The organism is Candidatus Thiodiazotropha sp. LNASS1 (assembly GCF_964212655.1).
Lineage (GTDB): Bacteria > Pseudomonadota > Gammaproteobacteria > Chromatiales > Chromatiaceae > Thiodiazotropha.
In genome coordinates, this window is the sequence record NZ_OZ156465.1 from 1,992,065 (window position 1) to 2,005,474 (window position 13,410).

Below are 13,410 nucleotides of genomic sequence, written 5' to 3' on the forward strand. Positions count from 1 at the left end.
CGTTATTCCGCACTGCTGGCCCCGAAAAAGCTATGCCAATCACGACACAGCAGCAGCGCCTTCTCCTTCGACGGCTGCACATGTCCATAGGCTATTTGCTGCCACATTCCGGTCAAGCGGGAAAAGTAGGCACTGGAATCATCCTCGATCACACCATGGACGCTGCTCAGGCACTCACCCTCAGTGGCACCCTCGACAATCTCTATTGCATGATCGTGAACCAATACCGACAAGGCGGCCCTGTAGAGCAGGCTGAATCCTCCCCTGTAATCACCATCTTCGATCAGGGAGGCGGCCTTTGCGGCCGGATCATCCGGCAAGCTCTCAGGACGCAGATCGAGTCCGGCAACCTGACTGGGAATCTGTCTGCTGTTGTTGCGTTGTGGTCCCCTCCCCCCCTGTAGCAGAGAGCGGTTTTGGATAAACCAGTTGAGCAGATAGGCCAGAATGCCCGCCACAACCAACCACAGGGCCACCTCGCCGTAATATGCCAGGTCATTGGCAAACCCGCCGATGAGTCGTTGCAACCACTCGACCAGCCAACCGTTCTCTTCCTCGTCTGACTCCTCGCCGATGTATTTCCAGTAACCAAGCTCTTGATAACGACCGAACTCATTCTCGGCCAAAACCTCATTGATCAAATCCCGAGACTCCCTGGGATCCATCGCCAACGCATCAACGGTTCCAGGTTGCATGCCAACCACTGTCAAGGCGGCGACAAGCAGGAGTGATACCGCACCCGCCAATGGCCTGCGTTGATGACGTTGAGCCATGTTTCTCAAGCCAATCTCCAGATCCCAGGCTTCGAGCTGGCTACGCCGGTTGAGATAGAGTGCAAAGCCGCCGGATACGTAGAAGGGGGCGATAAGCGACATCGCCAGCAAGGCACAACCATGGTGCAGCCACTCACTCAATGGATCGGGATCGAAAATGTAACTTTGCCAATCGATCCAGAGCAGTTCTTGTGGGATCAGGCTGAGAACAAGCAAAATAAAACCCAGCTCCAATACGATTTCGAAATGAAGACCTACCAGCGTCAACCAACCGGCCGCATGGGTCCCACGACTGAGTACCCCGATACGACTGCTGCGTTGACGGCCCTTCAATCCCTCGAGAACGACCACCGGCATGACAAAAGAGCGGGAGGGACTCAGGCGGCGCCATGTAAGATTGGCCACCAGCTGGGGCAGTACAATCTTCAACCAACTGCGAAATACCGTCTTGATAGAGGTAGTTTCTGCGAACAGGCGACGACTCAACCAATACAGCAGTGTCGGTTCATATAGCGGCTTAAACCACCACAGTATCAGACCGGCCAACCAAAGCGGCAAAGGCAACAGCGCCAATACAACCATCATTGGCAGTGCGCTGCAAAGCCATAGGGACCAAAGTGGTATAAACCAATTCCGTGCCATGGCAAAACCCAGATCGATACTCTCCCAGGCTTGCCGTGGTCTCAGCTTGATGGCAATCCTAGTGAGATCCACGCCGCCCCCTGCCCATCATTAACAGGTAGGCGATAACCACAGACCAGAGAAGGGCCGCCACCAGATACTTAGTCATGGGTTGCAACTGCATGGAAGACCAGAAGGCCTCGATAAAGGCAGCCACGAGCAGCATCAGCGCCGCCCCCATGACCAGCAGCAATGCCTCTTCCGCCTGATCCTTGAGCGCCTGCACGCGCGTCCGCTGTCCGGGTGCGATCACCGCATGCCCCAGGCGCAATCCCGCAGCACCGCAAATTACGATGGCGGTCAACTCGAATGAGCCATGGCCGGAGACAAATGGCCAGAATGTATCGTGATAACCAAGTTGCGTTAAGTGACCGGCCAAACCACCGATCACCAATCCGTTGAACAGCAGTATAAAGAGTGTCCCAACAGCAAATAGTATTCCACTGGCGAAGGTCCTGAAGCCGATCCCGATATTGTTCAGGATATAGTAACCGAACATGGTGAAATCGGTTTCAGACTCACGCTCGAGCGCACGCCCCAATCGTTGATTGGTCGGATCGTAACTGCTCTCCATCTGCGCTACAGTCGTTTCGTCGATAAGCGTGTAGATCAAATCCTCCTGCTGATAACAACCTACCCCCATCAGCACAGCCGGTAGAAGAAAAAAAAGCAAAGAGATTGCAAAATAACCACCGCTTCGGCGCACAGCACTGGGAAACCCGGCAGAGATAAATCCAAGCAGTCGCCATCGCCATCCCCCCTGCTGGCGATAGAACAGCGAATGTCCGCGCAATACCATGCCGTGCAACTGCTCGATCAGGGCAGGACTGAAACCGCGACCACGCGCCAGCGCATAGTGGCTGCAGAGCTGACGATAGAGGGCGGGAAAGCGTAACTGCTCCTGCAACGACAGGCGCCGTTTGCCTTGCGGGCGTCTCAGGTCATTCATCAACGCCGTAATATGATCCCATAGGGACTGGTTTTCCGTTTCAAACTGCTGTTGTCTCATCAGCGTCCCTTGAGTATCCAGTTTGCATAGGCGTAGAGCACATCGACAGCAGCATCTCCTCTCAAACCTGTCTGTTCAGTCAACAATTCCGCCAGCTCCTGGCGTCGTCCCAGGGAAAGCCTCTCACCTCGCTCGGCGAAGGCCAACAGGGTCAACTGCTCGGATTCGGAGAGTTCAACGGGCGGTTTACTGGCAACCGCCTGTGGAGGCAGATCCCGTTTTATCTGTGTATCACGATAGACCACCACAGTACCTGCCGCCAGATCGCCCAAACGCTTGAATCGCCTGTTGACCAGCATAACCAGCAAACCGGTTGCATAGAGAAAGGGTAGAAAATCAGCCGTTCTCAACAGGTTTCTTATCACTGAGGCACTTGGCGTCACCGGTGTGCCATTGTCCTGTATGACATGAATACCCATGGCACGCTTACCCGGAGTGGCGCCGTTTTGAATTTCGAACACCACTGGATAAAACCATTCAATGAGAAAAAAACCGATCAGAATGACGGCCATGCCCAAACCACCCAGAAGGGACATTACGAGCACCAGAACGAGATAGATTACACCGCGCACTGCGGTATCTATCGCCCAGGCGCAGGCTCGCACTACCGGTCCGGCCAGGCGATAATCGAGAAGTACCCCCTCCGGGATTTCATAACTCAGCAGGGTATCGAGTGGTTCTACAGAATCCTCTTCTGTGAGTTCAACCTGCATGGATCAGCTGTAGTAGATATCCCGGTAGGCCGAATAGATTGCAGCGATCAGAATTGGAGAAACGATCAGCAGTCCCAGGCCAAACGGGATGAATCCCACGATCATCAACACAATAGCAGCCAGGCTATAGAGAAAAAACGGCAGGATATTCTTCAGGCAACCCGTGAAGCTTGCTTTCATTGCCTCCCAGGCGGACATCTCGTTCAATGCCACCAATGCCGGTGCAAACAGATAGGCCATCATAATCGGTATAAACAACAGGGCTGCGACCAGCAGACCTATCACGAATGAGGATGAGAAAAACATCATCGCCATCGCTTCAGGATCGGCTTGTTGCGCAGCCAGCTCGCCAATACTGCCAAACATCAAAGCGGCAAACCCGACTGCGAAGAGGATCATAAATATCAGATAGAAGACACCAATCATTATGGCTTGACCGGCATTGTTGGCGAATCCTGCAAACAGGTAGCTGACAGAGAAATCTTCTCCCTGATCCTGCTCGTGACAACCTATCATCAGGCCGGCAATCAAAACCGGGGTCAAAACGTTGACGACAAGGGCGCCAAGGATAGGAATCAAACTGAACACGAAGGCCAAGACAAACCATATGAGTATAACCGCAACCCAACTCACGGGCGCCTGTTTGAAATGCCACCACCCTCTGCCGATCCACTTCAGTCCGTTCCCGGCGGATACGCCATGGGGACCTGTCATATCACCTTCCACGGGTTGCTCAAGCTCTGCTTCAGGCGTGGTGTAGGGATTCTCTTCAGTTCCTGCGTCAGCCTTTCCCTGATCGATCTGAGTGGCCATATCAGCTTCCCTGGCCTGGGCTGCATGATATTTGGCAGCTACGATACCGCAATCCTGACAGATTCCCATCTGCATGTTCGGAGATCCACATTTGGGACAGCGTCCACCGGCAGGATTCATTGTGGGATCCAGCACCTCGGTTGCATCCTCATCGCCATTATCGAAACTCACAAGGGAGAGATCGGATGATATTTCGGGTATCTCCGGCTCTTCAACCGGGGGTTTAGGATCGAGTTCGATGGTCAGCCCCAACTTCTCAAGGGACTCCTGATACTTCTCTGCCTTCTCCAGATCGATATCCTTTTTCAAGGTTACCGGCCTGCCGCTGATAATCAGCTTTTCCGCCTTATCCGGCCCTAATTTGAATTTCTCACTGAACAGGGCAATGATCCGATCCTGGTTGGTGCCCGGTTTCAGCTTACCGGTATAGATAACTTTATAAACTTCTGACATTACCCCTCTCTCCAATAAACCCCTTTGGAAGGCAAAACCCGATGCATTCCATTCTCCATATAAACGGCAATATGCGCCTGTTCTTAAATCGGGGCAGAATCAGTCTGCACAATAATCGCGCCTTAACGATGCCACATAACTTAATGATTATTAAGCTAAATAATAAACTAAATATCTGTACTGCCTGAATTTACTCCCCATAATGTATTGATCATGATCAATAAATCTGCAGTTTTTTACTCAGTTTTCGACTAAAAGGTCACCGGCAATCCAATGTCTGTTGGTTGATCAGCCCCCTGAACCTCCCCATGACGGGATCTTTGTACACCGGATTCACCACTTACCCCAGCAACGGCACAGCGTAGAGAGGGATGACCATTCTCATTTTCCGAGTGCCTGCGTTGTATCTGTCAACACTAACACACATCCCGTATGACATAAGTTACAACATATCAAGCAAGAAAAACTCAAATGGAATCCTCAATAATGCCCTCCATTAGGGCAATGATCTCATCGGCTACCTCTTTACCCTTTCCAGCGAGATGAGGGGAACGATAGGCGACATATACCTGTTCCGTATCTGTCTGCTTTACATAGACCGCAATTGTGAAAGGACATATGGCGATATTCTCCGGGGCTGCCTGGGCCATTTTGTGTGAAATCAGTGCACTGCAAAACTCAACAGACTCCGCTTTGGTAAATACCTCGGTGTAACCCAGGTCCGGTGCCGTGCGATTCAACATATCACTCACATGGAGGGTGCCGCTGACCAGGAGCCCTCGCTCGACAATAGCCATCTTGATGTTATCCACAACATCTTCGAAAGGTTCCCCGGACCTGAAGACTTTTACCGCAGAGGATGAATCCGCAGGCCCATTCGCCATACAAGGACCGGTAATCAGAAACAGCGTACAGAGTGCCAGAATAACACGCATTTTATACTCCCAGGTTTGTCTGCTCACGCAGGTTGCTGCGACGATACTGGAGCCACAAAACACCTCCCATCAACAACAGGGGCGGTATCAGAAACCAGCTGCTATGTGGCTGTTTGCTTTGACTGTAGTAACCGGTAATCCGGTGATTGAAACCGGCGATCAGACCGGCTTGCTCGGCCGCGCTAAGGAAACCAATATCGATAACACGAAGCGTATCGCCATCCGGCTCGGTAATAAAGCCCATACTCTTAAGGTAACCTCCTGTGTGTGATTCAGGTTTGGTGAAAATGATCTCCCGAGTCCTCATCAGACTCTCTTCATCTTCCACTTCAACCTGCAGTCGCACCTTACCTCCCATCGGCAGGGAATCGATATGTGACTCGACACCCTGCACGGGGCGCCACTCCATGGCGGGAAAAAAATAACCCTGCCAGAAGTCGGGACGAAAAAGGGAAAAAACCACCAATAACAGTAGCGGGGTTTCCCATAAGCGGTTACGGACCAACAACCAACCCTGGGTTGCGGAGACGAACAGCAGCATAGCCACGACGCCCTGCAATACAACAACAAGAAATTCTATCAGGCTATCGATACCGATCATCAAAAGATTGGTGTTGAAAATGAACATGAATGGCAGTATTGCGGTACGGATATCGTAATAAAACGATTGCAGACCTGTTCTGATCGGATCGCCGTTGGAGATACCGGCTGCCGCATAGGCGGCCAATCCCACCGGTGGGGTATCATCGGCCAGAATACCGAAATAGAATACAAACATATGTACAGCTACTAGCGGTATGTCCAAACCATGGGCGGCGGAGAGCTGCACGATAACCGGCGCCATCAATGTCGAGACAACGATATAGTTAGCGGTCGTCGGCAGCCCCATACCCAAGATCATGCAAATCAAGGCCGTTAACAACAACATCAGTACTACCGAACCGAGGGAAAGTGTCTCGACCAACTCACCCATCACCTGCCCTATACCAGTCAGACTGACTGTACCAACCACGATGCCTGCAGTCGCGGTCGCGACTCCGATACCGATCATGTTTCGTGCACCGTTCTCCATTCCTACGACCAGTGCAGTAAAACCATGCCTGATACCCATGATTACGGACCCACCCTGGAACAGTGCCCGCAATCCCTCCTGGGTAAGTTGAATCACAATCATCAAACAGATGGAGTAGAACACGGCGGTTGCCGGAGAGAGGCGTAACAACATCAGACACCAGACCAATACCAGGATCGGAAGCAGGAAGTGGAGACCACCCAGGAGTGCGGTACCGACGGTCATGGTTTCAGCAGATTCCTGTTGGCGCGTTCGTAAACCACAACGCACTTCGCAATAGATCAACAAGCTATAAAAAAGTAGAACCAATCCTGCATTGGCGTAAAAGCTATAGTCACCGAACAGCTTGCTGACCATCGCAAGCAGCCAATAGGCCAAAAACAGAAAGCAGCTCACACCTGAGAGGGTCAACCCCCAACCCAACAACCGCTGCTTTAAAGTCAGCGCTCTACTGCGTTTCTCAGCCTGCATTCCCGCCTTGACCGCTTCAAGGTGCACCAGATACATAAGACCGATATAGCTTAAAACCGCCGGTAGAAAGGCGTGTTTGATGACCTCCAGATAGGAGATATTGAGATACTCCACCATCAGGAAAGCGGCAGCCCCCATCACTGGCGGCATGATCTGACCATTGGTTGAGGCAGCCACCTCGATGGCACCGGATTTCTCCGCACTGAATCCCACACGCTTCATCAGTGGAATGGTAAAGGTGCCTGTGGTAACGACATTGGCAATGGAGGAACCCGAGACCATCCCCGTTAATCCCGAGGCCAATACTGCAGCCTTTGCCGGGCCTCCCCGTCGATGCCCCACCAGGGCATAGGCGACACGGATGAAATAGTGTCCCCCTCCCGCCTGCTCCAACAGGCTGCCGAACAGCACGAACAGAAAAACGAAACCTGCGGAGACACCGACGGCAACACCGAACACGCCCTCAGTCGATAACCATTGATGAGAAGCAACGCGCGCTAAAGAGGCGCCTTTATGGGCAAGCAGATCGGGTAACCAGGGTCCGCTGAAGGTATACCCCAGAAAGCAGATCCCGATCACCATCAGCGGCCAACCCAGAGCACGTCTGGTGGCTTCCAACAGTAATAACAGGCCCAACATGGCAACAGCAATATCCAGGCTTGTCGGTGCTCCCGAGCGGTCTGACAACGCTTCGTAGAAGAGAAACAGATAGATGGCGCAGATGGCTGCCACCGAGGCAAGCACCCAGTCTGTGATGGGTATGGTATGGGTAATCACCTTACGGCGCGGGAAAGAGAGATAGGCCAGAAATATCGCAAATGTCAGATGGATTGAACGGATCTCTGTATCGTTAAACACCCCGACAGCCAGACTGAACGGCAGGGGCGATGCGACCCATAGCTGAAACACAGCCCACGCCAGGGCGGTTCCCAGCAAAACCTTGCGTGCAAACCCTTCAGGCCGCCTGCCGCCAAACTCGGCCGCCTCGATCATTTCAAGCTGCAGACTGTTGTTCTGGCCCTGGTTCATCGAATAAGTTTAAAGATGAACGGTGCAGAAGACTCAAGTACTCCGCACATACCCAAGCGGGTAATATATTTAGAAAAGACAAGCCGCAAATGTACGCCAATCACCGCAAACAAGCGCAAATTACATGTAGGGAAAATGAGTTGACCGAAGTCATGCAACTCAAATCCCGGATATTCCGACTCTCTACCCAGATTGTTTAAACCTGTTGCAGGCTCTCTGACGGTTTGTTTTTTAAGCATATAAATTGTCATACCATTTGCGGTGATTGGCGTTCATTTGCGGCTTGAATTGTATTAGGGCCTGTCAACGCTAGGCGCATGTTTACGCAGGTTAAGATTCTGCCGCATTGCGTGATTATGAAGGCGCTTAGAGCAAGCCCTTCTCTTTGTAGTAACGCAGCGCACCGGCATGGAAGGGAGCTGAGTTCCCCTTCAGCATCTCTTCGGCCTGGAGATGGGAAAAAGCGGGATGCAGTTTCCTGAAAACCGCCAGATTCTCAAATACTGCCTTCACCAGCTGGTAGACAACCTCCTCATCCACCGTCTCGGAAGTCACCAGTGTCGCCTTGACCCCGAAGGTCGCGGTTTCACTGTCACTGCCCCGATACATACCGGCTGGAATGACTGCGGATGCATAGTATGGATTGGTGGCGATCAAGGCGTTCACCACTTCACCGCTTACCGGCACCAAATGCGTATCACAGGCGGTAGCAGCCTCTTTGATTGAAGCATTCGGATGACCAACCGTATAGATCATGGCATCGATTTTGTTGTCGCACAGTGCTCTGGCCTGCTCGGTGGCCTTTAGCTCTGACGCTAATTTGAAGTCGCCCTTGTTCCAGTTATATTCATTCATCAACACTTCCATGGTGCCGCGTTGTCCCGAACCCGGGTTGCCTATATTGACCCGCTTTCCCTTCAAATCGGTAAACACCTTGATATGGCTGTCGTTCCGGGCCATCACGGTAAACGGCTCGCTGTGAATGGAAAAAACGGCACGCAAGGATTTGTTCGATCCCTGCTGACTGAATTTCGAACTTCCATTATAGGCATGGTATTGCCAGTCAGACTGTGCCACACCGAAATCGAGTTCGCCGCTGGCGATGGTATTGAGATTGAAAATCGAACCTCCCGTGGACTCCACGGAACAACGAATACCATGGCTCTTTCGGCCCTTATTCAGCAGCCGACAAATGGCTCCTCCCGTTGGGTAGTAAACACCGGTCAGTCCACCGGTACCGATGCTGGTGAAGCGTTGCTCGGCCGCAATACCGAACATAGGCGCCAGCAATAGACACAGCGCGATGAGTTTGTTCATAGATCCTCCTGATAATATATTTCACACGATAGTGTATATAGACCGCAAATTTTAAAGAAAACCCTTTATAGCCTGGGCAAAAAGCTGAGGCTGTTCCGCATATAACCAGTGACCGGCACCATGTAGCATGCGTTGCCTAAAATGGGGAAAGAGTTGGCCCATGCTTTCTCGATAACTATCTCTGACGTAATCCGATTTTTCACCATGGATAAACAACGCCTCGCCGGCAAAGATGCGCCTGCCGGGTTCCGGAAATCCAGTCAAATGCGATATCGACTTACGCAAAACGTCAAGATTGAAACGCCATGTCCAACCCTGGTGCTGCTTTACAAGATTCTGCAGCAAATACTGTCGCACACCCTTTTCGGCAACCCACCCGGCAAGCAACTTATCTGCTTCCTCTCTGTGCTGAATCTTATCAAGCGGTAGTCCGCATAGTCCCTCGAAGACATTGTCGAAACCATGTTCATAGGCCACCGGCGCAATATCCGCAACTACTAGTTTTTCGATCCGCTCAGGTTGCTGCAAGGCCAACCACATTGCAACCTTGCCCCCCATGCTATGTCCCAACAGATTGACTCCGTTTATCCCCAAACGATCGAACAGTTCCAACAGATCCCCGGCCATCAGCGTGTAGTCCATGCCATCATGGTGGGGAGAGCGACCATGGTTACGCAAATCCGGGGTAATGATGTGAAAATCATCCTGTAGATACTTTACAATGCCCATCCAGTTGCTGGCTGATCCGAACAGGCCGTGCAGTAAACAGAGCGTGGGCTGCTCGGGCTTGCCGAATTTACGAAAATACAACTCAACAGCATGCTTGCTCATGTCAGATCATCCCCTGCCGCATGGGGACAATACAATAATTCATGCTCAACCGCGTGCAGGATGCCTTGGATAATCAATTGTGAACCGAGATTTTGTTTCAAGAGTCGATCGATTAGCTGCTGGCCGGGGAATTCATCTGAAAGTTGGGCTGCTTGAGCCAAAACCAGATGCGTTAATGGATGGCTGTTCAAATCAACCCTGCGACCTCGCAGGAGACAACCCCCGACGTGCTCACCCTTTCGATCCAGCATCAGCTGTGGATTGAGCGCATATTGACTCGCCGCCACCTCAGTTGCCCGCAGGAGTGGTCGGGGTTTGTCTTCACGCCTGGACACCAACAGCGTGAACTTGGGAAGAAATTTGAGGCGCTCGGTGAGTTGAAAGCGTTTCATATCACCGATCGAATCGATAAGACGCAGCAACTCCGGATTATCGATCACCTGCCGTATCTCCCAATCATTTGGCTCCAGCCAACGGATAAAACGCAGACCTGCCGAGTCAAGGAGTCGCCATAAACCGGCTATGTCGTAGCTTTTTTGGTGAACATGCAAGCACCGATCGGCAAACTCGATATCATCGACACTGGCGGTTCCCTGCCAACAGTTACCGTTGAAAAGTGTTGTTTCCGCCGCATCCGCCAGCGCTCTCGCCATCGACAATCGGTCCATGGAGCGGCTATCGTGACCGATGATACTCAAGGCCTGCAGGTATCGATCCAGGGGTTGCCGGCCATAACTGCCATCGAGCATGATGGCGATTACACCCTGCGGCGCCAACAGCCGACTGATATGTCGTAATCCCAGCAACGGATTACTCAAATGGGTCAATACACCATAGGACAGAATGACCTGGTAGCCGCCTTCCCTCACCGGCAGCGATTCATGATCCAGCAGGTCGCAAATGAAATAACGGAGATTGTCTATTCCTCGTTGCTTGCTGCGATGAGTGGCCTCAGCAATGGCGACACGATTGATATCAACACCGGTAAAATCGACATCCGTCTGTCTTTCGGCAGCTGCCAGCAGATTCAAACCTCTGCCGCAACCAGCCTCCAGGACATGTATTCGCCCGGATTCATCGCTGTCGCGCTGCAGGTAGCTGAGCAACAGACGCGCATGATATCCATCACAATTCACGCGACCATCCGGCGGATAGGGATAGGCCTCGTAAAACGCCTGTACCTCAGCGGTGATCTTATCCAAGGCCTAGGGCCTGTTAACACTCATCCAATCGGCCCTGCTGGGACTATTTTTTCGTCCAGCAAGGCAGCATGAACGATGTGTAGTTGTTCTACATGAGTGAATGCTAACGCCGCTGGGCGGAAAAATAGCCCCAGCCCTTCGGGTTGCCCCTGAAAAAGCGCCACTCTGCGTTGCTCGTCGCTCATTTGGAATAACCAAACCTCTCTCCTCGCGCCTTGATTGGCGCTTTTTCAGGGGCAACAGGGCCAATTGGATGAGTGTTAACAGGCCCTAAGTCTACTTCCGTTTCTTTGGTGGCAGCAGATCGGTAATCGTGCCTTCTGCCATCTCAGCGGCAAAACAGATAGTCTCATTCAGGGTTGGATGAGGATGTATGGTCAATCCGATATCCTCGGCATCGGCGCCCATCTCCAAGGCAAGCACGGTCTCACCGATCAATTCACCGGCATTGGGTCCGACAATACCCGCACCGAGAATGCGTTTCGTGTCCGGATCGAAAAGCAGTTTTGTCAAACCCTCGTCGCGGCCGATTCCTAATGCACGTCCACTCGCAGCCCACGGGAAGGCACCCTTTTCATAGGCTACACCCTGGGCCTTGGCCTCGGTTTCTGTCAAGCCCATCCAGGCGACCTCCGGATCGGTATAGGCGACCGAGGGCACGGTCAAGGGATCGAAGCTGGCCGGCAACCCTGCGATGACCTCCGCCGCAGCCTTGGCTTCATGGGTCGCCTTGTGGGCCAGCATGGGTTGGCCTACGACGTCACCTATGGCGTAGATATTCGGGACATTAGTCCGCATATGTTCGTCAACGGGGATAAAGCCCGCATCATCAACCGCTACACCAGCCGCTTCCGCATTGATCCTCTTACCGTTGGGAGTACGCCCGACAGCCACCAAAACCCGATCATAGGTCTGTGGTTTCTCCGGCGCCTGCTTACCCTCGAAAGTCACCTTCAAGCCGCTCTTCAGTGCCTGGATATCGATAACCTTGGTGCCCAACATGATCTGTCTGTAGCGTTTAGCGATTCGCTTTTGCAAAGGGCGCACCAGGTCGGGATCGCAACCCGGAATCAGTCCATTCTGCAGCTCAACCACATCGATCTCGCTGCCTAGCGTGCTGTAGACTGTGGCCATTTCGAGCCCGATGATACCGCCACCAACCACCAACATGCGCTTCGGGATATCCGCCAGGGCCAGGGCGCCGGTCGAGTCGATCAGACGCGGATCGTCATTGGGAAATCCAGGGATCTGCACCGGACTGGAACCGCAGGCGATTATGGCATCGTTGAATCCGATAGAGAGTGAACCACTCGCTGACTTGACTGCAATCCTGTTCGGCGATTCAAAGCGGGCAACTCCATGCACCAGCTCCACCTTGCGCTGTTTGGCCAGCTGCTTCAGACCGCCGGTCAAGCGCTTCACGACCTTATCTTTGCCGGCGCGTAGCTTGTCCAGGTCGATTTTGGGTTTGCCGAAGGTGATCCCCATCTCAGCCATTTCTGCCGCTTCACTGACCACGTCAGCGGCATGAAGCAGAGCCTTTGAGGGTATGCATCCAACGTTCAGACAGACCCCACCCAAATCATCATAACGTTCGATGAGAATCACTTTTTTGCCCAGGTCGGCAGCCCTGAAGGCTGCCGTATAACCACCCGGTCCGGCACCCAGCACAACAACATCGGCCAGCTTATCTGCACTGCCTCTGACCGCCTCTGAGACTGGCGCCTTGGTCGGTGATGGTTTTTCGTCCACTGAGTGGCCTTGAGACAACTCAAGCTTGAGGATTTTGCCACCCATTGAGATTTTGTCATCCACCTTGACGTGCAGCTCCTTTACCACGCCTGCATATGGAGAAGGAATATCCATCGTTGCCTTATCACTCTCCAGAGTGATGATTGAGTCTTCAGCTTCGATCTTATCTCCTACCGCAACCAATATCTCAATGATATCAACCTGCTCAAAATCGCCGATATCGGGAAGGGTAACCTCTACGATGCCACTCATGGACGCTCCTCAATCTATTGTTTTAACTATTCTAACCATTTATAGCATTTCTATATGGAGGAGCGTAGCCAAAGGACGGAATTTATTTGTGAATGGATGATATTGAC

General features: G+C 52.4%; 11 protein-coding genes. All 11 read right to left on the reverse strand.

Translation table 11 applies throughout. The features are described 5' to 3' along the window. Positions 1–2: 2 nt before the first annotated feature. Positions 3–1,487: a hypothetical protein gene (locus tag AB8516_RS08705; protein ID WP_369159880.1), complete on the reverse strand. Its 1,485-nt coding sequence runs from the start codon at positions 1,485–1,487 to the stop codon at positions 3–5. Further along, the gene (locus AB8516_RS08710; RefSeq protein WP_369159882.1) at positions 1,474–2,463 is read right to left on the reverse strand and encodes a stage II sporulation protein M; all 990 of its coding nucleotides are present in this window, start codon (positions 2,461–2,463) and stop codon (positions 1,474–1,476) included. Before AB8516_RS08710 ends, AB8516_RS08705 begins: the two co-directional genes overlap by 14 nt. Then, positions 2,463–3,176 (reverse strand): RDD family protein, encoded by a 714-nt coding sequence (locus AB8516_RS08715; protein WP_369159884.1) that lies wholly within the window; start codon positions 3,174–3,176, stop codon positions 2,463–2,465. Before AB8516_RS08715 ends, AB8516_RS08710 begins: the two co-directional genes overlap by 1 nt. 3 nt (positions 3,177–3,179) lie before the next feature. Next, on the reverse strand, positions 3,180–4,442 hold the full coding sequence (locus AB8516_RS08720) for a BPSS1780 family membrane protein (protein WP_369159886.1): 1,263 nt from the start codon (positions 4,440–4,442) through the stop codon (positions 3,180–3,182). A gap of 467 nt (positions 4,443–4,909) precedes the next feature. Continuing rightward, a complete protein-coding gene (locus tag AB8516_RS08725; protein ID WP_369159888.1) occupies positions 4,910–5,377 on the reverse strand; it encodes a hypothetical protein in 468 nt (155 codons plus the stop codon). Position 5,378: 1 nt separating this feature from the next. Then, the gene (locus AB8516_RS08730) at positions 5,379–7,949 is read right to left on the reverse strand and encodes a TRAP transporter fused permease subunit (protein ID WP_369159890.1); all 2,571 of its coding nucleotides are present in this window, start codon (positions 7,947–7,949) and stop codon (positions 5,379–5,381) included. Between the two features lie 366 nt (positions 7,950–8,315). Further along, positions 8,316–9,266, reverse strand: coding sequence for a TAXI family TRAP transporter solute-binding subunit (locus AB8516_RS08735; protein ID WP_108292153.1), 951 nt, complete (start codon positions 9,264–9,266; stop codon positions 8,316–8,318). A gap of 51 nt (positions 9,267–9,317) precedes the next feature. Then, positions 9,318–10,097 carry an alpha/beta fold hydrolase gene (locus tag AB8516_RS08740; RefSeq protein ID WP_369159892.1) on the reverse strand — a complete coding sequence of 260 codons (780 nt, stop codon included), beginning with the start codon at positions 10,095–10,097 and terminating at the stop codon, positions 9,318–9,320. Continuing rightward, the gene (locus AB8516_RS08745) at positions 10,094–11,299 is read right to left on the reverse strand and encodes a class I SAM-dependent methyltransferase (protein WP_369159894.1); all 1,206 of its coding nucleotides are present in this window, start codon (positions 11,297–11,299) and stop codon (positions 10,094–10,096) included. Before AB8516_RS08745 ends, AB8516_RS08740 begins: the two co-directional genes overlap by 4 nt. 20 nt (positions 11,300–11,319) lie before the next feature. Next, on the reverse strand, positions 11,320–11,484 hold the full coding sequence (locus AB8516_RS08750; RefSeq protein WP_369159896.1) for a hypothetical protein: 165 nt from the start codon (positions 11,482–11,484) through the stop codon (positions 11,320–11,322). A 91-nt stretch (positions 11,485–11,575) separates the two neighbouring features. Further along, positions 11,576–13,303 carry a dihydrolipoyl dehydrogenase gene (lpdA, locus tag AB8516_RS08755; RefSeq protein WP_369159898.1) on the reverse strand — a complete coding sequence of 576 codons (1,728 nt, stop codon included), beginning with the start codon at positions 13,301–13,303 and terminating at the stop codon, positions 11,576–11,578. Positions 13,304–13,410: the final 107 nt, after the last annotated feature.

Excerpts from the sequence above, each read along its gene's own strand:
- AB8516_RS08710 (WP_369159882.1), bottom strand. The coding sequence starts at position 2,463 with ATGAGACAACAGCAGTTTGAAACGGAAAACCAGTCCCTATGGGATCAT.
- AB8516_RS08715 (WP_369159884.1), bottom strand. The coding sequence starts at position 3,176 with ATGCAGGTTGAACTCACAGAAGAGGATTCTGTAGAACCACTCGATACC.
- AB8516_RS08720 (WP_369159886.1), bottom strand. The coding sequence starts at position 4,442 with ATGTCAGAAGTTTATAAAGTTATCTATACCGGTAAGCTGAAACCGGGC.
- AB8516_RS08725 (WP_369159888.1), bottom strand. The coding sequence starts at position 5,377 with ATGCGTGTTATTCTGGCACTCTGTACGCTGTTTCTGATTACCGGTCCT.
- AB8516_RS08730 (WP_369159890.1), bottom strand. The coding sequence starts at position 7,949 with ATGAACCAGGGCCAGAACAACAGTCTGCAGCTTGAAATGATCGAGGCG.
- AB8516_RS08735 (WP_108292153.1), bottom strand. The coding sequence starts at position 9,266 with ATGAACAAACTCATCGCGCTGTGTCTATTGCTGGCGCCTATGTTCGGT.
- AB8516_RS08740 (WP_369159892.1), bottom strand. The coding sequence starts at position 10,097 with ATGAGCAAGCATGCTGTTGAGTTGTATTTTCGTAAATTCGGCAAGCCC.
- AB8516_RS08750 (WP_369159896.1), bottom strand. The coding sequence starts at position 11,484 with ATGAGCGACGAGCAACGCAGAGTGGCGCTTTTTCAGGGGCAACCCGAA.
- lpdA (WP_369159898.1), bottom strand. The coding sequence starts at position 13,303 with ATGAGTGGCATCGTAGAGGTTACCCTTCCCGATATCGGCGATTTTGAG.